This is a genomic window from Bradyrhizobium sp. UFLA05-125, from assembly GCF_059803515.1.
In genome coordinates, this window is sequence record NZ_JBANBJ010000014.1 from 104,977 (window position 1) to 126,549 (window position 21,573).

Sequence of the window (21,573 nt, forward strand, 5' to 3'; positions counted from 1 at the left end):
GATCATATGTTGAAGGTGTGGGGACGACGCAGTTCGTTCAATGTGCAGAAGGTGATGTGGCTGATCGGCGAACTCGGTCTCGCCCACGAGCACATCGATGCCGGCGGCTCGTTCGGCGGCCTCGATGTGCCGGAGTTTCTGGCGATGAATCCGCACGGCCGTGTTCCGGTTATCGATGATGACGGGACGATCGTCTGGGAATCGCATGCCATACTTCGCTATCTCGCGGCGCACCACGGGGCAGAGCGGTTTTGGTCGGAGGACCCGGCTGTGCGGGCGCGCGTCGACGGCTGGATGGACTGGTCGCAGACGGCGCTCCAGCCTGATTTCCTCACCGGCGTATTCTGGGGATTCTTCCGCACGCCCGAGGACCAGCGCAATTGGCCCGCGATCCGCGCAGCCCTTGCCCGCTGTGCGCAGCATTTTGCCAAGTTGGAACGGCTCCTCGAACAGCAGCCGTTCCTGTTTGGTGCGGAGTTATCACTTGCCGACATCACGGCCGGCACGTCGCTCTATCGCTATTTCGAACTGGAGATCGAGCGTCCCGCGCTGCCGGCGGTGGACCGCTGGTACCGCACACTGCAGGAACGGGCGGCGTTTCGCGCGCATGTGATGATTCCGTTCGGGGAATTGCGCGGCCGGCTCGCTTATTAGAGCATGATCTGGAAAAGTGTGAGGCGGCCTTCCCTCGCGACGAACGCGGAACGCGTTTGCGCGGAGATCATGCTAAAATAATAAGCTAAAGCGCGATGACCAATCACATCGCGCTTTAGAGTCACTTCGCCGTCTCGACGCCGGCGTCCTTGATCACCTTGGCCCATTTCGCAGTCTCGTCCGCGATGAACTGTCGGAAATGCTCGGGGCTATCGCCGATCAGCGTCGCCCCTTGCGCGGCGAGCTTCTCCTTCACGGCGGCATCAGCCATCGCTTGCGTCGCGAGGCGGTGCAGCTTGTCGACGATCTCTTTCGGCGTGCCCTTCGGCGCCACCATGCCGTACCAGTTCTCGATCCGCAGGTCCGGAAAACCCGCTTCGGCCGTGGTAGGTACCTCGGGGGCGGTGGGTGCGCGGTCGGGCGAGCCGACGGCAATGGGTTTCAAGGCGCCCGCCTTGATCTGCGGCAGCAGCACCGGGAGGTCGAGGAAGGTCATCTGCACCTGCTGGCCAAGGAGATCGTTCACCGCGGGCGCCGCTCCGCGATAGGGCACGTGCACGATGTCGATTTTCGCCGTCAGCTTGAACAATTCGCCGGCAAGATGCGGCAGGCTGCCGGGTCCCGAGGAGGCGAAGTTGAGCTTGCCGGCCTGAGCCTTCGCCAGCGCGACCAGCTCGTTCATGTCTTTCGCCGGCACGTTGGTTGCGACGACCAGCATCTCCGGCACGGTTGCGACCAGCGTGACCGGCGTCAGGTCGGCGTGCGTGTCGTAGGCGACCTTCTCCATGCTCGGGCTGATCGTGAGCGCCCCGGCGCTGGAGATCGCGATCGTGTAGCCGTCGGGAGTGGCCTTTGCGACCGCATCGGTGCCGAGCACGCCGCCCTGGCCGCCGCGATTGTCGATCACGACCGGCTGGCCCGATATCTCGGACATGCGCTGGCCAATCACGCGGGCAATGATGTCGTTGGGGCCGCCGGCCGGGAACGGCACGATCAGCTTGATCGGCTTGGCGGGAAAATCCTCAGCCATCGCCAGCGACGGCAGGAGCAGCAGCAATCCCAATACCAATCCGGAGAGAAGCCTGCGTGAGACGGTCATGCAAGCCCTCCGCTCGCGTTGTTATTGGTTGAGGAGTTTCAGCGCTTCTTCGTGCACGCGGGGATCACCGGCGGCGATGATGCGGCCGCCGCCTTGCGCGGGCTTGCCCTCCCAGGTCGTGACGATGCCACCGGCGCCGGTGACGATCGGGATCAGCGCTGCGATGTCGTAAGGCTTCAGCTCGGTCTCGACCACGAGGTCGACGTGACCGGCGGCCAGCATGCAATAGGAGTAGCAGTCGCCGCCATAGCGCGACAGCCGCGCGCCCTTCTCGATGCGGCCGAAGATGGCGCGGTCGCGCTCGTTCATCAGAAGAGGGCTCGTGGTGTAGGTCGTCGCTTCGGCAAGCGAGGCGCAGCGGCGGACCTGCAGGCGGCGCTCGCCGGAGGGGCCTTTGTAATTGGCCGAGCCGTTGTCGCCGGAAAACCGCTCGCCGATGAAGGGCTGGTGCATCATGCCGAATACCGGCGTGCCCCTGTACAACAGCGCGATCAGCGTGCCCCAGATCGGAAAGCCGCCGATGAAGGATTTTGTACCGTCGATCGGGTCCAGCACCCACACATAATCGGCGTCCTCCCGCTCGTTGCCGAATTCCTCGCCGACGATGCCGTGCTGGGGGAAGTTGGCCTTGATCAGCCGCCGCATCACCGCCTCCGCGGCGCGGTCGGCTTCGGTGACGGGGTCGAAATCCTTGGTCTTGCTCTTGTCGTCGATGGACAGCGAGGTGCGGAAGAACGGCAAAATGGTTTCGCCGGAGGCGGTGGCAAGCCGTCCGATGAAGGCTGAGAAATCGATCACCGTCACAGGCCTGTCCCTTGAACCCGAAAGCCAAACGAATGCTGGCTATTGCCTAGCTCAAATCGAGAGGCTCGGGCAGCGCTCTCTTGAATTGCACCCTGGTATTTTGGATGCAGTCCCCCGGCCGCCTCGTCGAGCCATCCGCTGACCAAATATCGATCATGGGTTTGAGAGCTTAGTTCCGGGTATGCCTCATTGGTATGCAAACGATAATCAACCCATTGAAATTCCTTATTAAAGAAACTGAATCCGGGTTTCTGCGGAGACATTGGAGCCCTGTGTTTTTTGCATAGGAAACGGCTCGAAAGCCCTTGCGCTTTGTGCAGCGCAGTCGCATATTGTTGCGGTGCGGTAGCGCCTCGCGTTACCGCTGCCCTCCTTGGGCGTTTCCTCCCTAGACTTGGGCCGCTTGCTCATAACAAGCGGCCCTTTTTTCTTGCCCATTTTCCTGGTCGATCATTTTCATTTCGATGCGCGCATCGGGGCGAAGCGAAAATCGGATCGCGTATTGAGAAGACCGTCGTCGCGACCTGTGATAGGCGCGGAAGATATTGCCGCTTATTCAGCCGCGGCCTGGAACGGTCCGAGATCGCCGAACGGAATCGTCGTGGCGAGCACGTCCGACAGGATCGCGAAATCCGCCGCGACCTGGTCGAAGCGCGGGCCGCGCTCGCGCCGCCGCTCGTCCATATAGATCGCGCGGTTGAGCTCGAGCTGCACCGCGTGCAGGCCGCTCGCCGGATTGCCGTAGTGCTCGGTGATGAAGCCACCGGCATAGGGCTTGTTGCGCCCGACCGAATAGCCGAGCCCGCTCAAGGTCTCCTCGACCCGGTCGGGAAGCAGCGGCGTGCAGCTCGTGCCGTAGCGGTCGCCGATCACGACATCGGGCCGGCGCGGCTCGTCGCGCGAGACGCCGACCGAGGGCATGGAGTGGCAGTCCACCACCACCACGGTGCCGAACATCTGGTGCACCTTGTTAATAAGCCGCCTCAGCGCGCGGTGATATGGCTTGTAGAGCGTCTCGATTCGCGCGAGCGCGTCGTCGACCGCGATACGTTCGCGATAAATCTCCTGGCCGTCGCCGACGACGCGCGGAATGGTGCCGAGCCCGCCCGCAACACGCATCGAGCGGGTATTGGCAAAGCTCGGCAGCCGACCGGAAAACATCCGCGGGTCGAGCTCGTAGGGCTCTCTGTTCACGTCGACATAGGAGCGCGGGAAATTGACGCGCACGACCGGAAAGCCGCGCGCGCTCAAATGCCCGATCAGCTCGTCCATGAAGGAATCTTCCGAGCGGCGGAGTGTCGGCAGGTCGATGCGCGAGGCCGCCAAAAAATCGTCCGGATAGACCGAGCCGGAATGGGGCGAGTTGAAGATGATCGGCGCCCGCCACTCGGCGGGCTCGATAATCTCGAACGGTGGCGACAAGTCGCCGTCAAACCGGGGCATCTTGGTCAGTTTCGTCCCTCTGATTATCCGCGAGAATCCGGATTGGACTCGAACAGGCCGGCAAAGCGGGGCTCTTATGTGTCGTCATTGTCAGGAATCGCAACCATTCTGCCAAGTGAAAAGTACGGGTGCGCGCTGGAACGTGTCTTAACCGTGCAGGCATCGCGGGTGCGGGGCTCGATTGATTCGTGCCCCATTCCGGTTCACAAAGAGCGCTCTGTGTGCGGCCGAGGGACGCATTTTTCACCCGAAATTTACCCTCTGTCGGGCTTACTGAACTCTAGTAGTGTACCCCCGGGGATTCGACGTTTCCTGCCATGCCAAAAATCCTGCTCGCCGAAGACGACAACGACATGCGCCGCTTCCTGGTCAAGGCGCTGGAAAACGCCGGCTTTCAGGTCTCCTCCCACGACAATGGCATGTCGGCCTATCAGCGGCTGCGGGAAGAGCCGTTCGAGATGCTGCTGACCGACATCGTGATGCCGGAGATGGACGGCATTGAGCTCGCCCGCCGGGCCTCGGAACTCGACCCCGACATCAAGATCATGTTCATCACCGGCTTCGCCGCCGTGGCCCTGAACTCGGATTCGGAGGCCCCCAAGAACGCCAAGGTCCTGTCCAAACCGGTCCATTTGCGGGAATTGGTGAGCGAAGTGAACAAGATGCTGGCGGCCTAAATCGGTCGCCTTCCGTCCTTGCGCGGGCTCCCCTGAGCCGTTATAGGGACCGCACCCGATTTTCTTGGACTTCTAGGGCACGTAGCTCAGCGGGAGAGCACTACCTTGACATGGTAGGGGTCACAGGTTCGATCCCTGTCGTGCCCACCATCTTCTTCAATCAATTGGGCACCCTGCGCCTAAGGCCTGAAGAGGTGGTTTCCGCTAAATCCGGTTTGCGCATTAGAGGGGCCGGCCGGGTTAGTCTGGGTGGCCAGCGCACGAGTTCGGACGGCCCATCGGCTAGGATCGATGCCGAAGAATAGGCCCGGTTCGATCCCCATCGGTCTGATTGTGCCGATCACGTCTCCGTCCCACAGTCGGCGTTTGTAGGCTCACGATCGTTCGGCTCAGAGAACTCCACAAGAAGAGCACCAAGGCAGCTGCGAAGCGACAACGCGCATCGGCTCGTGCCGAACCGCTCGAAGCCTCGATCGTCCCAAACATATGTATGGGTCCAGATCGTCAGCGCTCGATCCAGACGGTCATTCCCGGCGCGAAGTTTGCCGCAGCCTTCTCGGGATCGAGACGCAAGCGCAGCGTGTTGCGGTCATGATCCCCGATCACCCGTTCGGCTTGCCAGGTGGCGAATACGCCGAGCGGTCTCAGCTCGGTGACGAGGGCCTTGATTCCGGCGTCCGTCCCGTTCCGCGCCACGTTCACCGTGTCGCCCATCGCGAGCCGATTGAGATGGTCCTCGCGGACATTGAAGGAGAGCCATTGCTTGCCTGCTGCTTCGACCATCAGGATCGGTTGGCCGGCACGGACGTTTTCGCCGACCTCCGCGGCGATGACGCTGACCGTGCCGTCGGCTGGGGCGCGCAGCACCATCTTGTCGAGACGACGTTCGAGCACGGTCACGGCTGCGGCCGCGGCCTGCACCTGCGCGTCCGCGATCGCTCGTTCCTCCCGGGTCGGGCCCGCCACGGCCGCATCATAATTTGCCTGGGCCTCGGCAACATCGGCGCGTGCGCTTGCGACATCATTCTCGGCCTGGTCCAGCGCCTGTTGGGACTCAAAGCTCTGGCGCGCCAGCGTACTAGTCCTTGTGAGCTGGGCCTGCACGTAGTCAAGGCGGGCGTCTGCCTTGGCGATTGCAGCTTTTAGAGACTCGGCCTGTTCATGACGAACGCCCGCATAGACGTTGTTGCGGTTGGCTATTGACGAGCCAAGCGCGGCGCGCGCCTGGTCCAGCTGAGCGGTTAATTCCACCGCGGAGAGCCGCGCCAGGACATCGCCCGCGTGTACTTGGGCGCCCTTCTCGACGGTAATCGACATAAGTTGGCCGTTCACTTCGGGCTCGACCCTGATTTCGGTCGCTCGCACCACGCCAACGATTGCACCCGCAGATCCGGTTCGACGCGTGGAATAGATCAGCGCGCCCGCGACGAGCGCGAGCGGAATCGCGACGATGGCGACGCGACTAGCCTTGCGCATGTTCCTGTCCTCTCTTGACGGAAAATGCCGAGATCACGGCAAGCGCGAAATAGCCGAGCGCCAGACACCAAAGTGTGAACCAGTCATGCGCGACCTCCCAGATGCTGGCTCCCATCTGGTTGATGCGCACGAGGCCGTCGATCGCGGAGTCGGCCGGGAACAGCCGGCCGAATGCAAGGGCCGCGTCAGGGATCGCTTCGCGCGGCCACGCAAACCCAGCCATGAAGAACTGCGGGAGGCTCGTCGCCAGCAGGAGGATTGTTGCGTTCTCCGGCCGCGTGAACCAGGCCCCGACAGCCTGTCCCATGAAGCTCGTCGCCAGCAGAAAGATACTCGCAAGTGCGAGGATATGAGGAAGATGTCCGAGTGTCGAAAAACCGTAGATGCGCGGCAGCACGATGACGTAAAGCGCGAGCGCCGGAAGGTAGATGGTCAGGTGAGCCACGCCGCGGCCGAGCACGCCGGCAAACGCTCCGCCCCCTGCCGCCAGCGCAGTGCCGGTCAACATTGCCGCGCCGATCAGGAGGGTTTGCTGCAGGATCAGGACGAACGCGGCCGGAACGACGTAACTTGCATACCCGCCCACCGGATTGAAGATCGGCTGGAGCAGAACGTCGGCCGGGCTCGAACTCGCGAGCTTCGCCTTGACCAGGCTCCCATCCGAGCGCGCGCCTCGTGAAATCAGCTCGGACGTCAACGCTCCGATGGCGGTGGCTATTCCGCTGGCGCTCGATCTGAATATGAACAGGTAGGTCGCATCCGCGTAGATCGGGATGTGGGCGGTGATGCCTTTGAGCACATCGCGCTCAGTGTTCGGTGGAATCTCGACGGCGGCAAAGGCCTGTCCACGATCGATTGCGGTGCGTGCTTCGGCAAGCGTGCGGGCGCGAACCACCACGTTCAAGGCGCCACTCGCATCCAGCGTCTCGACGATCTGCCGGCTGAGATCGCTCAGATCATTGTCGACGACCGCGATGGGAAGCTTGCGAAGGATCTGATTCAGATAGGGCTGCGGATAATAAATGCCGTAGACCAGGGGAGCCAGGAACAGGAGTGTGAAGGCGCTCCGCGTTCCGAGCACGCGTCGCCACTCCGCGTTGAAGGCACCGCCGATGCCGCGCGGCACTTCCTCTATTTCGGGCGCCTCGGGAGGGCGCGCCGTCGCAAACCAGCCCTTGCGGGTGACGCTCGCCATGCGCAGCAATGCGAGGCCGGCAAAGAGCACCGCCAGGCCCGCAAGTACCGCGAAGGGAATGGCCGAGTCCGAGACCGGCAATCCGCGCGCCGCTTGCCCCAGCAAGACTGCCATGTACCAGCGCAGCGGCAGGATCGCGCTCCAGGTTTGTGCAAAGGCATTCATGCCGATGGTGGGAAAGCCGACGCCGGCGTAGCCGAACGCGGGAGAGGCAATGAGGCCCGCAAGTCCGAGCCCCGTCGCCAGATCGCCGACCAGGAGCTGGAGCAAGGCACCCAGCGACAAATAGGCAATGATGAGCAGGGAGGCCGCGGCGACCATCAATGGCAGGTCTCCCCTGAAGGGGATTTCCAGCACGCCCTCCAGAAACAGCGGCTCGACCAGCATGATCAGGACGAAGATGACGAACAGCGGCGTGAGCTTGCCGGCCAGCGCGACCACGGGATCGCCACCGGCACTTTCGAGCCAGGCCCGCGCGTCGCGACGCCGGAACTCGGAGCCGACGGAATAGCCGGCGGCAAGCGTGATCACCACATGGATGATGGTCGGCAGCAGTGCGCGCAGCAGAAATTGCGCATAGTTCTTTTGCGGATTGACGAGCGCGATGGTCTCCGCCTTGAGCATTCCCAAGGACGCAGGCGCAGGCGCAGCGCGACTGGCAGGAGCGGCCACGGCCGCCGCGGCGGAAAGCGAGTCGCTCAGGCCCGAGGACGCGATGCCGGACGGAGTCAGGAACTGCTGGTTATAGAATCCGACGACCTGCGGCCGGCGCTGGGCTTTCAGGTCGCGCTCGAAATTCGGCGGGACATAGATGGCCGAAATCGATTTGCCGGAGCGTATGTCCTCGACGGCCGTGGACAGCGTGCCGGAGCGGTCGACGATCTTCAGGCTCGGAGACGCAGCAACGTATTCCACCAGGGTACGCGAAGCGTCCGACTTGTCCTCGTCGACGACCGTCACCCCGAGCCCGCGGATGACAGGATGGCTGAACACGGTCGTAAGGACCACGAACGCAAAGAGCGGCACGGCGAGGATCAGCAGCAGCGCTACACGATCGTGAAGCAGCCAGCGGCACTCGCGCCGCACGACCAGCAGAAATCCGGGCTTTGGCGATGGCCTCATTGCCGTGACCGCCAGTCAAGATAGGCGCTCATTCCCGGTCGCAGTTCCGGCACCGGCTGGACCGGGTAGGCGCGGATCGAAAACGTCCGCAAGTCGAAATCGCCCGTAGCCCGCGTGGCCCGCCAGCTCGCATACTCGCCCTTGGTCGCAATGAGCTTGACCTCGACGGTGATGCGGCGGTCATCGAGAGCCGGAATACGGACATCGAAGCGATCGCCGACCTTGAGGCTCTTCACGAGATCTTCGCGAAGATCGAAGTGGATCCAAACGTCGGCCAGATCGATCAGGGTGACCAGCGGCACGCCGGGCGACACATATTCGCCCGGCTCCACGTTGCGCTGGTAGACTTGCGAGGCGACTGGGGCATAGATCACGAGCTGATCAATGATCGATTGCACACTCTGGGTATCGGCATCGGCTTTCTCGACGTTGGCCTTGGCGATCGCCCGTTCCTCCTGCGTGTAGCCATTGACCGCCTGTTCATATGCCGATTTGGCCTGATCGACCGCGCGTTCGCTTTCGTGCAGCGCGTCGGTCACCTGATCGAGCCGAGCTTGCGGCGCGTTGCCTTGCTCGGTCAAGATATGCGTGCGGTCAAACGTCTTCTGCGCCAGCACCAGCGCCGCCTGCGCACGCTCCATCTCCGCCTTCCGTGCGGCAACGGTCTCGACACGCGTTCCGATGAGCACATTGGCGAGCTGAGCGACGGCCACGGCCTTCGCCGCTTTCATCTGCTCGAGCTTGGCGACGGTCTCTGGATTGTCGATCCTTATGAGCACGGCCTTCGCAGGCACGTTCTGGCCGCGTTCGACCGGTATTTCCTTCACCCGTCCGTCGACGCGTGCAGCGATGTCAAACCGCGTGGCGTCAGCCTCGCCCTGAACAAGCAGAGGCTCGGGCCGCAGCAGATAATAGACGGAAAGCGCGACGACGACCGCTGCGATGGCGCCTACGACGATGGAAGGACCGCGCCTCGCGGAAGGCCTGCTCTTCTCGTGTCCGTCACCGGGAGCGTCGAATGCACCTTGAGGCTCCTTACCGGAGCTCGACACTTTGTCCATACCCGACTCCATCCAGCTCCAAAGTGCTAAATGTCTGGAATGACGCGACGTTCGGTGTCGTAACTCGAGTGATGGTACTTCATATTCGGAGCGACTGGCGAACTATTTTGCGGCTGCTCGCGGCCGTCGAAGCATACCTGTTCTAGCGCCCACGCTCTCATTCAATATCGGGGCAAGCATTCGCGGCACTGTTGCCCCCGAAGGCAGACTGAGTTTGCGTCGGATAGTCATACAGGTTTCGCATGCCGGAAGTCACCAAGCGGAACAATCGAAGCGCGGGTCTCGGCACTCCCGCGAAGCGCGTCCGGCGTAGCTTGAGCGAAGCGAAAGCGTAGGCGGACCTGTTGTCGCTGGGGGAGCGCGGGAACAGCTTGAGGTGGTTCGGCATTAATTCGCCATGCCGAAAACTTTCAAGACGGGCGATCACGTGAGCTGGAATTCCGAGGCCGGTCGGGTGCGTGGCCATATCATGCGCGTGCACCGGAAGGATGTGACCTATAAGGGCTACGTCCATCACGCGAGCCCGGACGATCCGCAATACGAGATCAGGAGCGACAAGAGCGATCACGTCGCTCTCCACAAGGGCAGGGCGCTGCGGCTGTTAACGAGCTGATGGCGTGTTCTCGCACGTTGTTCTGGATTGCGCCGCGCCCCATCCGGGCTACGCTCGCTGCTCCTTCATCTGCGAGGCGAGGCCGCCATGAGCGTTTCCGTCATTGAGCAGGCAAAAATCCAGGCACAGGTCCTGATCCCCCTCGTGAGGGCGCTCCAGGAGGAACTGGGCGAAGCCCGTGCGAACGCGCTGGTGCGCAGCACGCTCGGCGACCTCTATCGCCGCTACGGCGAGGAATTCTGGCGGGCGAAGAACGAGCCGGATCTCGGCAAGGCCGTGTCATCCGCCTTCAAGGCCTACGCCCGCGACGACGCGCTCAAGCTCGAAATCATCGAGCAGTCACGTGATGCGTTCGCCTTCGACGTGACGCGATGCGCCTATGCGGAGTTCTACAAGGCGCTCGGCGAGCCCGAGCTCGGGTTTCTCCTCGTCTGCACCGCGGATTTTGCGACCGCGGAAGGGTTCGGTCCCGACATCAGCCTCGCGCGCACGCAGACCATCATGCAGGGCGCCAGTCATTGCGACTTCCGCTACCAGCGAACGCGCGTGTAGCGGACTAGCTGGCCGACGTCACCTCGTCCGTCCGGTGCCTGATGGAGATGTTCTGCTCCATGGCCTTTGCGAGCACCGTGCCGGTCGTACGGCCAAGCTCCTTCGCAATCATCGTCACGGGCATGGTGCCAGCGAGCGTCTTAAGTTTCTTGATGTCTTCTTCGTTCCACGACTTCTTCCAGCTCGGCATCGTCCCCAATCCCGCTCATGTCTGCTCCCCCGACTCACCCGTACACATTATGGTAGAAGCTGATATGGAATGCCATCTGATGTGGCCACCACGGAGTGTTCGTCCGATGACACGGGGTGTTCCGTCAGTGCGCGAAGGTCTGGCACAAACTGCACTTGTCATTTCTCCACGACGCGCATCGGCGAGCGATCAATGAAGACGACATGTGTTGCGATGACGATGCTGGTGCTGACCGTGTCGGGTGCCGAGGCGCGGATCATCGACTGGCAGGCCGAGCTCGAGCGTTGTCGCGCACTGCGCGAGAACATGGCGCCGCTGCTGCTGGCCGGCGAGGGGACGTCGGGCGTTGCGCGCTCAGGCCGGGCCGCCCGCCGCTGCATGTGGATCGAGCGCAGGGCGGCGCGCAAGGGCATTACGGGGGCGGATACGCGGTAGCGCTGGCCGTTTCCGCCGCGTTGCCGAGCGGCAGCTACCCGTTCAACATCGATAAGACCGTGCGCGCGAGATCAGAAGTCTGGTCCACCAACTGGTCGGGGCCGGCCGCTTCGAGCTCGTCTCGGCTGCCATACCCCCAAAGGACACCAAGACAGCGCATATCCACCGCGCGAGCCCCGATGATGTCGTGCCGGCGATCCCCGACCATCAGGCTGTGCGAAGCAAGGATATCCTGTTCAGACAGGATATGGGCAAGCAGCTCCGGTTTATGATCCAGCCTGCCGCCGGGCACCGAGCCGTAGATGCCGTCGAAATACGCTGCCAGTTTCAGGTTCTCCAGGATGCGCCGGGCAAAGACTTCGCGTTTCGATGTAGCGAGGTAGAGCCGCAATCCGGCTTGCCGCATGTCGTCAAGCGCTCCGCAGATTCCGGGATAAGGCTCGCTTCCGAGCAGGCCGCTTTCGCCGTAGTGCTGACGATAGGCCGCCACGGCTTGATCGACCCGGTCGTCGCCGCGCGCCTTGAGCAAAGCCTGCAGCATCTCTTCGAGCGGAGGCCCGATCGCGCGCCTGATGTCGAGCGCTTCGCCCGGATCGTGTCCGAGCGCGCGCAGCGTGGCCAGGCAGCTTGCGAAAATGCCCGGCTGCGAATCAACCAGCGTTCCGTCGAGATCGAGGAGTACGCAGCGGGTTGGAGTCATGCTGTCAAATCCTGCTCCCGGCACGATGGCCGGCCTTCAGCTGAGATCGTGGAGATCCTTGCCGAGCGGCGGTGTCAGGTGGAACGTCGAGAAAGTGACCTTCAACCCAGCCCGTTCGGGCGTGCAGGCCATGGGTCCCACAAGGTAGGAGTTCGCCCTGGGAAATGGCGCCAGGCGCATCAGGGGCCAAAGCTTGCCATCGGCCGAAACCTGGAGGCGAACGACGCCGTTCGCGACCGTCGCGCGCAGGCGGAAGTCACGGGCATCGTGCTCATAGGGCGCGGTCGCCCAATCGGATCGCCCGTCGGTCAGCACGCTCGCAAGCATGGCGCGTCCGTCTGAAAACTCGATGCCGGCCTTGATCCAATGCTCCGCGTCGATGCGGACCATGATGCCCGCCTGGTCGTAGAGGGCCTGGAAGTCGCCCCGCACATGCAGCTCGGCAGTGAACGCCGCGCCGGTCGGGAAGCCCAGGAAATGCCCGCTGTCGCGGTGGAAGCCGTAGTGGGTTTCCCGCCAGAAATCGGTGGCATTGTCCGTGACGATCTGGAGGCCGTCGCCCTGCCCAGTCCATCGTTCCGGTTCATTCAGCCAGACACCATCGCTTCTGCGAAAGATTGGATCGCTCATGTTGGACCTCGATTGGCAGCGTTGGCATCGCCTTCAATGACTAGCTGACGCGATATCTGGCAACCGCCGCCTCGTCCCATTGAATGCCGTTGCCTGGCTCCTCACCCGGCAATGCAAAACCGTCCTTGACGGTCAGCCGTGTTGCAAGCACGGCATCGGCCCAGTCGACATATTCCAGCCAGTGCGCGGTCGGCGTGACACAGAGCAGATGCGCGCTCACTTCCGAGAACAGGTGCGTCGACATCTCGACGCCGGCGGCATGCGCAAGCGAGGCGGCGCGCAGCCAGCCGGTGACGCCGCCGATGCGCTGCACGTCGGGCATGACGAAGTCGCAGGCCTCGGCGGAAAGCGCGGATTGCATCGAAAAGGCGCTGTCGAAATTCTCGCCGATCTGGACCGGAGTGTGGAGCGCGTCCGCAACGCGGGCGCAGCCGGCATAGTCGTCATGGCGGATCGGCTCCTCGATCCAGAGCAGGCCTTCGTCGTCGAGCATCTCGCCGCGGCGGATCGCTTCGGCCACCGTGAGCGCCTGGTTGTAGTCGCACATCAGCGTCACCTGATCGCCGACCGCCTTGCGCACCGCGCGCACGACGTTGAGGTCTTCCCGTGCATCGGGGCGACCGACGCGGATCTTTGCGGCGTGAAAGCCTTCGGCGAGCAGTTTTTGCGCCTCCTCCACGGCGGCACCGGCCGGCATGATGCCGAGCCCCTTCGAATTATAGGCGCGCACCGGCTTCGGTGCGCCGCCAAGCAGGCGCGCAAGCGGCAGGCCCCTGGCGCGGGCCAGCGCGTCCCAGGCCGCCATGTCGATGCCGGATTGCGCCAGGCGTTGCAGGCCGGCGAGCCCAAGCAGCGTGAAGCGTTGGGTCAGCTTGCGCTCGATCTCAAACGGCAAGAGCTCATCGCCCGCGATCATCTCGGCCATTTCGCCGACCATCGCCGTCAGCGGCTTCAAGGCTGCCGGTGTGATCGAGAACAGATAGGCGTGGCCCCGCACGCCCAGATCGGTCTCACAGTCGATCAGCACCAGCGGCGCCCTGGCGACCGCGCCGGTCGAGGTTTGCAGCGGCAGGTTCATCGGCACGATGACGGGGCGGGCGACAAAGCGCTTGATACGGATGGTCTCGGTCATGGGCACTGGCTCCGGATCAATCAATGCAGGTTGATGCGATCTTAAACATTCGTCATGAAACGAAAAGCCGCCTTCCTGCGACTCCCATAAAATGGGGTTGCGCTGGCTCGCGTTTGCGGGCTCTGTGCCGGCGCATGTTGCGTCGCCGACGCCGGATATCGCGACAAGAACGCACACAACGGGGCCACAGAGTGAAACAAGAGATCTCCGAAGAACAGCGCAAGCGCGGCATTTTGACCGGCGTGGCGATCGCCTTTCTCTTGCTCGCGCTGCCGCTTGCGGTGTGGCTCGACCTGACCGAGCTCAGCAAGGCGGCGCTGCGCCGGCAGGCCGCCGACCTCAATTCGGTGATCACGAGCGTGCGCAGCTACTACGCCACCAACGTGGTCGGACGGATCCTCGCCAATCCGAATGGCACCACCAAGGTCGTGCACAATTATGAATCCGTGCCCGGCGCGGTCCCGATCCCGGCGACGCTGTCGCTCGAGCTCGGGCGCGTGATCGGCGCCCAGCAGGAGAACATTATCTATCGCTTCGTCTCCGACTTCCCGTTCCAGAACCGCGCGCCGCACCAGCTCGACAAGTTCGAGAAGGATGCGCTGGAGGCCTTGCGCGCGGACCCCGAGAAGAAGATCGTCGAGACCGAGACCTCGCTATTCAACGACAAGGTCCGGCTCGTCGCCCCCGTGACGATGGGGCCGGCCTGCGTGAGCTGCCACAACAGCCATCCTGAAAGCCCGAAGAAGGATTGGAAGGTCGGCGACGTCAGAGGCATTCAGGAGGTGATCATCGCGCAGCCGATCGCAGCGAACATCTTCTCGTTCAAATTCCTGCTCGCCTATCTCTTCATCGCGGCCGGCAGTGGCCTCTCCTTCCTCTCCATGCAGCGCCGCCAGGCCAACCGCATCAAGAGCATGAACAAGGAGCTCGAATCCGCCAACGACTTCCTCGCCTCGCTCTCGATGAAGATCTCGCGCTACATCCCGCCTCAGGTCTACAAGAGCATCTTCAGCGGGCAGAAGGACGTCACCATCCATACCGAGCGCAAGAAGCTCACCATCTTCTTCTCCGACATCCAGAATTTCACTGCGACCGCCGAGCGGCTCCAGCCGGAGCTTCTGACCCAGCTTCTCAACGAATATTTCACCGAGATGTCGGCGATCGCACATGAGTATGGCGGCACCATCGACAAGTTCATCGGCGACGCCATGCTGATCTTCTTCGGCGATCCCGAGACCAAGGGCGACCGCGCCGACGCCCAGGCCTGCCTGCGCATGGCCTGGCGCATGCAGCAGCGGCTTGCCGAGCTCAATGCCAAATGGCGCGCCTCCGGCATCGAGCAGCCGTTCAAGTCGCGCATGGGCATCAATTCCGGCTATTGCAACGTCGGCAATTTCGGCAGCAGCGACCGTATGGACTATACGATCATCGGCGCAGAGGCGAACCTCGCCGCGCGCCTGCAATCGATTGCCGAGCCTGGCGGCATCGTGCTGAGCTATGAGACCTTCGCGTTGGTCAGCGACGTCGTCGCGGCGCATGCGCTGCCGGCGATCACCATGAAGGGCATCAGCCGCGAGGTCATTCCCTATTCGGTCGATGCGCTGAGCGATGGGGGAGCTGCGAGAGGTGGCGTCATCACCGAGCGCGTTCCGGGCCTCGAGCTTTATCTCGACCCCTCGGTCGTGAAGTCGGGTGACGCCGCGCGGGTGCGCTCTCTCCTGGAAAACGCGCTGGCCTCGCTCAAGCCGGCGTAAGGCCGGTCAGCGTTTCCGGCCTTCGGTGAACGCGGTCTCGATCACGTCGCCGAATGACTGCCAGGAGTGGCCGTCGAACTGCTCGAGGCGCATCTGCTTGATCGGCAGGTAGTTGTCCGGCGACGTGCTCATCTTGATGCCGGGTAATGCGACCGAAGGCTGGAACTCGCGAAGCGAAGCCGCCTGCCGCATGACGTTGTCGCGGGAGAGGTTGTCGCCGCATTGCTTCAGCACCTGCGCCAAGGCTTCCGCCGCCGCATAACCAAAGAGCGCGGCGCTGTTATTGCGGCTTTCGGGGTGGTTGTACTTGTCCATGTAGGCGAGCCAATCCTTCATGCCGGGATCATCCGTCCAGGCCGGGTCGCTCGGGTCCTTCAGGAATGCCGCCGAGATCACGCCGGCCGTGTTCTCGATTCCCGCGGGCGTCAGCGCGTTGGCGATCGAAGCTGCTGCATCGTTGAGAATGATCACCGGATGCCAGTTGAAGCCGGCAGCCAGCTTGATCACGCGGGCTGCGGTGCTGGGCACCCCGGCAAAGACGAACACCTCGGCGCCGGACTGCTTCAGGACGGAGACGTGCGTGTCGAGATGCTCGTCGGTGATGTCGAAGGCGATATCGACGACGACGAAACGGTTGAGGTCGCCCAGTCCTTCCTCGATGCCCTTGAACAGGTCGCGCCCGAACTGATCGTTCTGCCAGAGCACGACGATCTTGCGCCCGGGATAATAAGCCTGGATGTAGTTGGCGTAGATGCGCCCCTCCGCCTTGTAGGAGGGCTGCCAGCCCATCGTCCAGGGAAATGCCCTGGGCCGGCTCAGCTCCTCGTCGCCGGACGCGACGAAGAGCTGCGGGATCTTCCGCTCGTTGAGATACCAGCGCGTGGCGAGATTGCCCGGCGTGCCGAACGAGCCGAACATCAACAGCACGTCGTCCTTCTCGACCAGTCCGCGCGTCAGCTCCAGCGTGGTCGCAGGATCGGAATTGTCGTCGCGCGTGATGAAGCGGACCTTGCGGCCGTTGATCCCGCCGCGCTCGTTGATCATGTCGAAATAGGCGGCTTCCGCTTTGCCGATCGCACCGAACTCCGCAAGCGGGCCTGAATAGGGCATGACGTTGCCGATGCGAATCTCGGAGACGGGCGCCGCATCATCGGTACGCTCCTGCGACATGGCGCCAAGCGAGCCGACGGCGACCATCAACGCGAACAGCATCTTGCCGGTCACACGCATGTTCGAAACCTCGACGTTGGATCCCACCTGGAGATCGGCGCAGTCGGCATCGAGAGCGCTTGATTTAGGTCAAGGATTTGTCATTCCTGTGTCCCGAGCGCTGTCCAACCAAGCGGCAGCCGGGCTGACGCGTCGAAAGCCGGCCGGCTACGGCAATCCGCGCGCCTCCAGCTGGCGGACCAGCAGCAGCGTCGGCTCGGCGAGGCTGTCGGCGGAGCCATCGAGCCCGAATACGGACGCAATGTCATCGCGGGTATGCAGGATGGTCGTGCGCGGGCAGTGGCCGGCGCTGCAAAGCGCCTGCTTCAGCGCTTCGCCCTGTGTCACCAGGCCTGCGGGATCGGCCGCGGCCCAGGCCAGCACGATCGGTTCCTCGACCTGGAGGATGCCCGGGAGAGCTGAGCGCTTGTCATATTGGGCGGCGTCAGACCCGAGATAGGCCTTCTCGCTGTCGCTCGCGTCCTTGCCCGCGCGATAAATGCCGGAGATCAGCACGACACCGGCGACGTCAGTGTCGGTGCCCTGCAATTCCGGATGTGCCAGGAGGCTCGCGACGTGGAACGCGCCGGCCGCGTAGCCGACCGCCACGATCTCGCGGGCGTCGCCGTTGAAGAGACCGACGTTCTGGTGGATCCAGGACAGGGCGGCGGCGACGTCGCGTGCGCCGGAAGGCCAAGGGGCTGCCGGCGCGAGCCGGTAGTTCACGCGCACGCCGACCATGCCGTTGCGCGCGGCAAAACACATCGCCTGGTCCTGGAACTCCCGCGCCGAGTCTGGTGCGGCGCTGTCGCCGGTGAAGCTGTCGCCGGCCACGAACAGCAGGATCGGCTGCGGCGTTGCCGCCCTGGTCTCGCTGGTCGCGACGTCAAGGACGTTCTGCTCGCTGTCACCGTACCGCAGGCCCCGAGAGAAGGCGACCTGATCGCACAGCCGGGTCGTGCCTCCGGCGGCCGTATCGGTGTCGGTGAGGCCTGTGCGCACCAGATCGGACGGCGGTTGCGGTCGGCCGGGAAACAGCCCGTGTGCCGAGGCGGTCGTGATGGTCAGCAAAAGCAAAAATGCGAGATAATTTTTCATTTTTATGTGCCGTGCTGAGCGCTCAAGCGCCGGCTCGCGTTCCGGCTTGGCCCGTCAATGAGCCTTATTGATTGATTGCCGTTGGGGCGATTTGACGGCGCCCCGCCAAAGCGCGATGAGATTGGGATGAACCGTCATTGCGCTTTAGGTTGTTGTTTGAGCAAGATCTCTTCGGAAAACCGCTACGCACTTTCCCGGATCATGCCCTAATTCCCCGGCTGGAACGTGCAGCTCGCGCCGCTGCCGTCCTTCTGGCGGATGGCGTTCGGATCGATCGTGCAGCTCAGCTTGGACAGGCTTTCGAAGTTCGATCCCGCCGCGCCGTCCGCCGGCACGCCGGCGAGCGCCTCGGTGGCGTAGACCTCGTTGGCCGTGGAGCCGTTCACGGTCTTGACCTTCTTGCCGAAGGTCACCTCGCAGTTGCGCACGGTGATGTCGACATTGCCGGTGCGGCAGACGATCCGGTCGGCGGTCACGACGATCGGTTTCTTGTAGGGAACGTCGTTGTTGGCGGCGAACAGCATCGCGATCGCCTTTTTCTCGGCCGATGCCAGGATCGGCGACAGCGGCGCAATAATGCCGGCGAGCGCCAGCGCCGTCGAGCCTGAGATCGTCGAGGCGGTATCGGCAGCCTGCGCGACAGACCCGCTGCCCAGCGCGAATGACGCCGCAAGGATCAGCTTCCCGAACTTCATCTCAGGGCCGCCTTCCTGCGTTTGGCCGCCTTCTTCGCAGCTCTTCTTTTCTTGACCGCCTTCTTCTTCGCGGCTTTCTGGCCGGCGAGATAGGCCTCGACCTTCTTGGACGAATGGCCGGCGGCGGCCACGGCGGCCTTCAGCCTGGCCGGCGTGATCTTGAATTTCATCGACCAGTAGCGGACCTCGTAGGGTTCGCTGAGCGCGATTCGAATCCTGTCGCCGGCTCGGTGCTTCTGGAGCTTGATGTAGGCCTCGACCTTCTTGGCAGAGTGGCCGACCTTCTTGACCGCATATTTCAGCTTGGCCGGCGTGACCTTGAACTTTTTCGACCAGTAGGCGACCTCGTAGCGCTCGCCGAGCGCGATCAGGGCACGATCGGCCGCGCCCCGTTTGGACTTGTTGTCGGCCATGCGTCCCTCCTGCCGCGGAATGCGCGCGCACTCTAGCACGCCACCAGCGGTAGGAAAGCAGTCCTGCCACACGCTATCGCGGCACGCGCGGCTCCTCGCATTTCCGTGATGGAACCAAATTGCCCCCCGCGCGACTTAATAAGACAAGCACAGAAACGTGCGAGGCTGTCATGGCAGAGCATTGGAAGCACACCGCCGATCCGAACGAGATCATGCGGGCGACCGGTCATCCCGAGCTGGAATATGCCGCGGGGTGGACCATCGCAGGCCTGGTCACGCTCGGCACCATCGTCGCCGCCTGGGTGTTCGCGATCTGAGACGGCGTTAGGCCGCCGGAAACTGCAGTTCGAAGGCGGCGCCTTCGTCGGTCGGCTTTAGCTCGATCGAGCCGCCATGGCTCGCCATCACCGCGCGCGCAATCGCAAGCCCCATTCCGGTACCGCCCGATTCCCGTCGGGTGGTGAAGAAGGCATCAAAGATCCTGTCGCGGTTCGGCGCCGAGATCGGCTCACCGTCATTGCTGACCATCAGCCGCACCGTGGTGCGCTCGTCGACCGCTTCCAGCCTGATATGCTTGGCGCGATGCCGCATCGCATTATCGGCGAGGTGCGACAGCACGATCAGCGCCTTTTCCCCGGACATGCTGATTGACCGATCGAGGCTGCCCGTGGCGAAGATGGTGCCGACCGGAAAACGGCTCTTGAGGTCGCCGATGACGGGTGCGAGCTCGGTGCGCTCGTTCTGCGGCAGGCTTTCGGCCCGCGCCAGCTCACGCAGTCGCTGCGCCATCGCTTCCAGCCGCTCGGCATCTGAGAGGATATTGGCGACGAACGTCTTCTGCTCGGCCGGCGTCAGGCTGTCCGGCTTGCCTTGCAGCGAATCCTGCAACAGCTCGGCCGCGCCCTTGATCGAGGTCAGCGGCGATTTCAGCTCGTGGGTCAGGTGCGCCGAGAATGTCGCGATGTAGTCCGATCGACGCGCGAGCTGCTCGGCCATGCCGAGGAAACTGTGCGAGAGCTGGGCGAATTCGCGCGTGCCGTAATGTTTCAACGGCCGGAATGCCTCGCTGTCGCCACGGCCGATCCGCGCCGCGCGGTCGATCAGCTCGCGCATCGGCAGCGTGATGGTCCGGGAGAACACCAGGCCGATCGCGATCGTGCCCAGGATGACGGCGAGCCCCGCCAGGACGAACTTGCCGCGTTCCTGGTAGAGATGGTCGAAGATGTTGCTCGGCGTGCGCGTTGCGTAGACGACGCCCGCGACATGGTTGTTGACGATGACCGGCATTGCCGAGAACACATGCACGCCGAGGCCGCGGCTGAAGGAATAGATCGGCGGCGGCGGCTTGTCCGGGACGCGGTTGCGCAGTGTGGCCCGGTATTGCCCGTGCAGCGCCTCAGTGACTTCCTCGATATGGGCGAGCGACTGCCCGACTTCCTGACGGCCCGCAATCACCACGCCGTTGGGATCGAGGATACGAAAGCCGGCGAGCGTCACCTTCTGCGTTTCGCGGATGATCGGCGTCAGCCTGGCCCCGATCTCGACATAGGCCTGATCCGCCGGCCGCGTCGCAGGCATCGCATCGGGCCGCCGCCGCAACAGATCGTTTGAGGTCAGGTCGAGCGCAGGGCGGATCGGCGTGAACTGGTCGCCGGGATCGGGCAGTAAGCCGGGCGGCACCTCGGGGCCGAGCGGTATCCCGCCATCGAGGCGCGCCGAGACCTCCTGCGCATAGATCGTCGCGATCACACGGCTCTGCGCGATCAGCTCGGCCTGGGTCTGGCGGATGAGCTGGTTGTCGTAGAGGCGGAAGAAGAACAGCCCCACCAGCGGCAGCACGGCGACCGTCGCCAGCACCGCAAAGATCACGAGCCCGAGCGAGGGCCGCCATTTGTCGGGCGCGGAGCTCATGACTCTTTCTCGCAGCGCCCGAGCTTGAAGCCGACGCCGTGAATGGTCTCGATCACGCTGTCGCAGTTCTGAGCCGCGAGCTTGGCGCGGATGTTGCGGATATGGCTGTCGATAGTGCGGTCGGAGACCTGGATATTGAGCTGATAGGCTGCCCGCATCAATTGCTCGCGGTTGAAGACCGAGGTCGGCCGCGTCAGGAACGCGCGCAAGATGCCGAACTCGATCGCGGTCAGCTTGAGCGGCACGCCCGCGAAGGATGCGACATGCTGCTCGGGATCGACCAGCAGGCCGCCTTGCGAGAGCGCGGTCGAGTCTGTTCTGGCTTCGCCGTTACGCGGGCCGATCCGTCGCAGGATGACGTTGACCCGCGCAACCAGCTCGCGCGGGCTGAACGGCTTCGTCACATAATCGTCGCCGCCGATCTCGAGGCCGAGCACGCGGTCGATCTCCTCGTCGCGCGCGGACAGGAACAGGATCGGCACGTCGGAGGATTTGCGCACCTCGCGGCAAACCTCGAGCCCGTCGAACTCCGGCATGCCGATGTCGAGCACGATCAGGTCGGGCTTGTCGGCGGCAAAGCGGCCGAGTGCCTCCTTGCCGTCGCGTGCCTCGATCACGTCCATACCGGCCTTCTTCAGCGCGACGCGGATGACCTCGCGGATGTGGCCTTCGTCGTCGACGATGAGAATGCGATGCGCCAAAGATGTCTC

The 21,573-nt window shown here is 63.5% G+C and carries 23 protein-coding genes and 1 tRNA gene; 8 read left to right on the plus strand and 16 right to left on the minus strand.

Translation table 11 applies throughout. The features are described 5' to 3' along the window. Positions 1-6: 6 nt before the first annotated feature. Positions 7-654, plus strand: a complete 648-nt coding sequence (locus SO156_RS15910) for a glutathione S-transferase family protein (RefSeq protein ID WP_498535446.1) — start codon at positions 7-9, stop codon at positions 652-654. Positions 655-775: 121 nt separating this feature from the next. On the opposite strand, the gene SO156_RS15915 is transcribed toward SO156_RS15910, so the two are convergent. From SO156_RS15915 to SO156_RS15925, 3 genes are all read right to left on the minus strand, one after another. After that, positions 776-1,753, minus strand: a complete 978-nt coding sequence (locus SO156_RS15915) for a Bug family tripartite tricarboxylate transporter substrate binding protein (protein WP_458150413.1) — start codon at positions 1,751-1,753, stop codon at positions 776-778. 21 nt (positions 1,754-1,774) lie between these two features. Further along, the gene (gene hisN, locus SO156_RS15920) at positions 1,775-2,557 is read right to left on the minus strand and encodes a histidinol-phosphatase (protein ID WP_458150414.1); all 783 of its coding nucleotides are present in this window, start codon (positions 2,555-2,557) and stop codon (positions 1,775-1,777) included. A 552-nt stretch (positions 2,558-3,109) separates the two neighbouring features. Beyond that, entirely contained in the window at positions 3,110-4,000 is an 891-nt protein-coding gene (locus SO156_RS15925; RefSeq protein ID WP_498535447.1) for an N-formylglutamate amidohydrolase, read from the minus strand. Between the two features lie 317 nt (positions 4,001-4,317). Between SO156_RS15925 and cpdR the strand changes: the two genes are divergently transcribed. Together cpdR and SO156_RS15935 are read left to right on the plus strand one after the other, a co-directional pair. After that, positions 4,318-4,677 carry a cell cycle two-component system response regulator CpdR gene (gene cpdR, locus SO156_RS15930; RefSeq protein ID WP_254105854.1) on the plus strand — a complete coding sequence of 120 codons (360 nt, stop codon included), beginning with the start codon at positions 4,318-4,320 and terminating at the stop codon, positions 4,675-4,677. A 75-nt stretch (positions 4,678-4,752) separates the two neighbouring features. Next, positions 4,753-4,827 (plus strand) — tRNA-Val (locus tag SO156_RS15935). A 354-nt stretch (positions 4,828-5,181) separates the two neighbouring features. Here SO156_RS15935 and SO156_RS15940 read toward each other — a convergent pair. From SO156_RS15940 to SO156_RS15950, 3 genes are read right to left on the minus strand one after another with little or no spacing between them, the layout of a single operon-like run. After that, the gene (locus tag SO156_RS15940) at positions 5,182-6,153 is read right to left on the minus strand and encodes an HlyD family secretion protein (protein WP_498535448.1); all 972 of its coding nucleotides are present in this window, start codon (positions 6,151-6,153) and stop codon (positions 5,182-5,184) included. Then, positions 6,140-8,470: an ABC transporter permease gene (locus SO156_RS15945; RefSeq protein WP_498535449.1), complete on the minus strand. Its 2,331-nt coding sequence runs from the start codon at positions 8,468-8,470 to the stop codon at positions 6,140-6,142. The genes SO156_RS15940 and SO156_RS15945 overlap by 14 nt, the downstream gene beginning before the upstream one ends. Further along, complete coding sequence (locus SO156_RS15950) at positions 8,467-9,531, minus strand: HlyD family secretion protein (protein WP_498535450.1); 1,065 nt, start codon at positions 9,529-9,531, stop codon at positions 8,467-8,469. Before SO156_RS15950 ends, SO156_RS15945 begins: the two co-directional genes overlap by 4 nt. A 397-nt stretch (positions 9,532-9,928) precedes the next feature. Here SO156_RS15950 and SO156_RS15955 point away from each other — a divergent pair, with 397 nt between their 5' ends. Both SO156_RS15955 and SO156_RS15960 read left to right on the plus strand, forming a co-directional pair. After that, positions 9,929-10,144 carry a hypervirulence associated TUDOR domain-containing protein gene (locus SO156_RS15955; protein ID WP_498535451.1) on the plus strand — a complete coding sequence of 72 codons (216 nt, stop codon included), beginning with the start codon at positions 9,929-9,931 and terminating at the stop codon, positions 10,142-10,144. Between the two features lie 87 nt (positions 10,145-10,231). Beyond that, a complete protein-coding gene (locus tag SO156_RS15960; RefSeq protein WP_498535452.1) occupies positions 10,232-10,696 on the plus strand; it encodes an L-2-amino-thiazoline-4-carboxylic acid hydrolase in 465 nt (154 codons plus the stop codon). A gap of 4 nt (positions 10,697-10,700) precedes the next feature. Here SO156_RS15960 and SO156_RS15965 read toward each other — a convergent pair whose 3' ends face one another. After that, on the minus strand, positions 10,701-10,886 hold the full coding sequence (locus tag SO156_RS15965) for a hypothetical protein (protein ID WP_458150421.1): 186 nt from the start codon (positions 10,884-10,886) through the stop codon (positions 10,701-10,703). A 192-nt stretch (positions 10,887-11,078) separates the two neighbouring features. On the opposite strand from SO156_RS15965, the gene SO156_RS15970 reads away from it, so the two are divergent. After that, positions 11,079-11,321 carry a hypothetical protein gene (locus SO156_RS15970; protein ID WP_498535453.1) on the plus strand — a complete coding sequence of 81 codons (243 nt, stop codon included), beginning with the start codon at positions 11,079-11,081 and terminating at the stop codon, positions 11,319-11,321. Between the two features lie 34 nt (positions 11,322-11,355). Here the strand turns inward: SO156_RS15970 and SO156_RS15975 are convergent, their stop codons facing one another. The 3 genes from SO156_RS15975 to SO156_RS15985 are packed head-to-tail and all read right to left on the minus strand — an operon-like array spanning position 11,356 to position 13,783. Next, on the minus strand, positions 11,356-12,021 hold the full coding sequence (locus SO156_RS15975) for an HAD hydrolase-like protein (RefSeq protein WP_498535454.1): 666 nt from the start codon (positions 12,019-12,021) through the stop codon (positions 11,356-11,358). A 36-nt stretch (positions 12,022-12,057) separates the two neighbouring features. Continuing rightward, the gene (locus SO156_RS15980) at positions 12,058-12,651 is read right to left on the minus strand and encodes a DUF1349 domain-containing protein (protein ID WP_498535455.1); all 594 of its coding nucleotides are present in this window, start codon (positions 12,649-12,651) and stop codon (positions 12,058-12,060) included. Between the two features lie 40 nt (positions 12,652-12,691). Continuing rightward, the gene (locus tag SO156_RS15985) at positions 12,692-13,783 is read right to left on the minus strand and encodes an enolase C-terminal domain-like protein (RefSeq protein ID WP_498535456.1); all 1,092 of its coding nucleotides are present in this window, start codon (positions 13,781-13,783) and stop codon (positions 12,692-12,694) included. Positions 13,784-13,974: 191 nt separating this feature from the next. Here SO156_RS15985 and SO156_RS15990 point away from each other — a divergent pair, with 191 nt between their 5' ends. After that, a complete protein-coding gene (locus SO156_RS15990; protein ID WP_498535457.1) occupies positions 13,975-15,537 on the plus strand; it encodes an adenylate/guanylate cyclase domain-containing protein in 1,563 nt (520 codons plus the stop codon). A gap of 6 nt (positions 15,538-15,543) precedes the next feature. Here SO156_RS15990 and SO156_RS15995 read toward each other — a convergent pair whose 3' ends face one another. The 4 genes from SO156_RS15995 to SO156_RS16010 form a co-directional block, all read right to left on the minus strand. Then, the gene (locus SO156_RS15995) at positions 15,544-16,767 is read right to left on the minus strand and encodes an ABC transporter substrate-binding protein (RefSeq protein ID WP_458150427.1); all 1,224 of its coding nucleotides are present in this window, start codon (positions 16,765-16,767) and stop codon (positions 15,544-15,546) included. Between the two features lie 147 nt (positions 16,768-16,914). After that, a complete protein-coding gene (locus SO156_RS16000) occupies positions 16,915-17,844 on the minus strand; it encodes an alpha/beta hydrolase (RefSeq protein ID WP_498535458.1) in 930 nt (309 codons plus the stop codon). A 206-nt stretch (positions 17,845-18,050) separates the two neighbouring features. Beyond that, a complete protein-coding gene (locus tag SO156_RS16005) occupies positions 18,051-18,539 on the minus strand; it encodes a hypothetical protein (protein ID WP_458150429.1) in 489 nt (162 codons plus the stop codon). Next, positions 18,536-18,952, minus strand: coding sequence for a DUF3606 domain-containing protein (locus SO156_RS16010; protein WP_458150430.1), 417 nt, complete (start codon positions 18,950-18,952; stop codon positions 18,536-18,538). Before SO156_RS16010 ends, SO156_RS16005 begins: the two co-directional genes overlap by 4 nt. 170 nt (positions 18,953-19,122) lie before the next feature. Here SO156_RS16010 and SO156_RS16015 point away from each other — a divergent pair, with 170 nt between their 5' ends. Next, entirely contained in the window at positions 19,123-19,269 is a 147-nt protein-coding gene (locus SO156_RS16015; protein WP_254098688.1) for a hypothetical protein, read from the plus strand. Positions 19,270-19,276: 7 nt separating this feature from the next. Here the strand turns inward: SO156_RS16015 and SO156_RS16020 are convergent, their stop codons facing one another. Then, positions 19,277-20,863, minus strand: a complete 1,587-nt coding sequence (locus SO156_RS16020) for an ATP-binding protein (RefSeq protein ID WP_498535459.1) — start codon at positions 20,861-20,863, stop codon at positions 19,277-19,279. Next, complete coding sequence (locus SO156_RS16025) at positions 20,860-21,564, minus strand: response regulator transcription factor (RefSeq protein WP_498535460.1); 705 nt, start codon at positions 21,562-21,564, stop codon at positions 20,860-20,862. Before SO156_RS16025 ends, SO156_RS16020 begins: the two co-directional genes overlap by 4 nt. Between the last annotated feature and the right edge of the window lie 9 nt (positions 21,565-21,573).

Excerpts from the sequence above, each read along its gene's own strand:
- SO156_RS15965 (WP_458150421.1), bottom strand. The coding sequence starts at position 10,886 with ATGCCGAGCTGGAAGAAGTCGTGGAACGAAGAAGACATCAAGAAACTT.
- SO156_RS15960 (WP_498535452.1), top strand. The coding sequence starts at position 10,232 with ATGAGCGTTTCCGTCATTGAGCAGGCAAAAATCCAGGCACAGGTCCTG.
- SO156_RS15975 (WP_498535454.1), bottom strand. The coding sequence starts at position 12,021 with ATGACTCCAACCCGCTGCGTACTCCTCGATCTCGACGGAACGCTGGTT.
- SO156_RS16020 (WP_498535459.1), bottom strand. The coding sequence starts at position 20,863 with ATGAGCTCCGCGCCCGACAAATGGCGGCCCTCGCTCGGGCTCGTGATC.
- SO156_RS15995 (WP_458150427.1), bottom strand. The coding sequence starts at position 16,767 with ATGCGTGTGACCGGCAAGATGCTGTTCGCGTTGATGGTCGCCGTCGGC.
- SO156_RS15985 (WP_498535456.1), bottom strand. The coding sequence starts at position 13,783 with ATGACCGAGACCATCCGTATCAAGCGCTTTGTCGCCCGCCCCGTCATC.
- SO156_RS15945 (WP_498535449.1), bottom strand. The coding sequence starts at position 8,470 with ATGAGGCCATCGCCAAAGCCCGGATTTCTGCTGGTCGTGCGGCGCGAG.
- SO156_RS15925 (WP_498535447.1), bottom strand. The coding sequence starts at position 4,000 with ATGCCCCGGTTTGACGGCGACTTGTCGCCACCGTTCGAGATTATCGAG.
- SO156_RS16015 (WP_254098688.1), top strand. The coding sequence starts at position 19,123 with ATGGCAGAGCATTGGAAGCACACCGCCGATCCGAACGAGATCATGCGG.
- SO156_RS16005 (WP_458150429.1), bottom strand. The coding sequence starts at position 18,539 with ATGAAGTTCGGGAAGCTGATCCTTGCGGCGTCATTCGCGCTGGGCAGC.
- SO156_RS15915 (WP_458150413.1), bottom strand. The coding sequence starts at position 1,753 with ATGACCGTCTCACGCAGGCTTCTCTCCGGATTGGTATTGGGATTGCTG.
- SO156_RS15940 (WP_498535448.1), bottom strand. The coding sequence starts at position 6,153 with ATGCGCAAGGCTAGTCGCGTCGCCATCGTCGCGATTCCGCTCGCGCTC.
- SO156_RS16010 (WP_458150430.1), bottom strand. The coding sequence starts at position 18,952 with ATGGCCGACAACAAGTCCAAACGGGGCGCGGCCGATCGTGCCCTGATC.
- SO156_RS16000 (WP_498535458.1), bottom strand. The coding sequence starts at position 17,844 with ATGAAAAATTATCTCGCATTTTTGCTTTTGCTGACCATCACGACCGCC.
- cpdR (WP_254105854.1), top strand. The coding sequence starts at position 4,318 with ATGCCAAAAATCCTGCTCGCCGAAGACGACAACGACATGCGCCGCTTC.
- SO156_RS15970 (WP_498535453.1), top strand. The coding sequence starts at position 11,079 with ATGAAGACGACATGTGTTGCGATGACGATGCTGGTGCTGACCGTGTCG.
- SO156_RS15955 (WP_498535451.1), top strand. The coding sequence starts at position 9,929 with ATGCCGAAAACTTTCAAGACGGGCGATCACGTGAGCTGGAATTCCGAG.
- SO156_RS15980 (WP_498535455.1), bottom strand. The coding sequence starts at position 12,651 with ATGAGCGATCCAATCTTTCGCAGAAGCGATGGTGTCTGGCTGAATGAA.
- SO156_RS15910 (WP_498535446.1), top strand. The coding sequence starts at position 7 with ATGTTGAAGGTGTGGGGACGACGCAGTTCGTTCAATGTGCAGAAGGTG.
- SO156_RS15950 (WP_498535450.1), bottom strand. The coding sequence starts at position 9,531 with ATGGACAAAGTGTCGAGCTCCGGTAAGGAGCCTCAAGGTGCATTCGAC.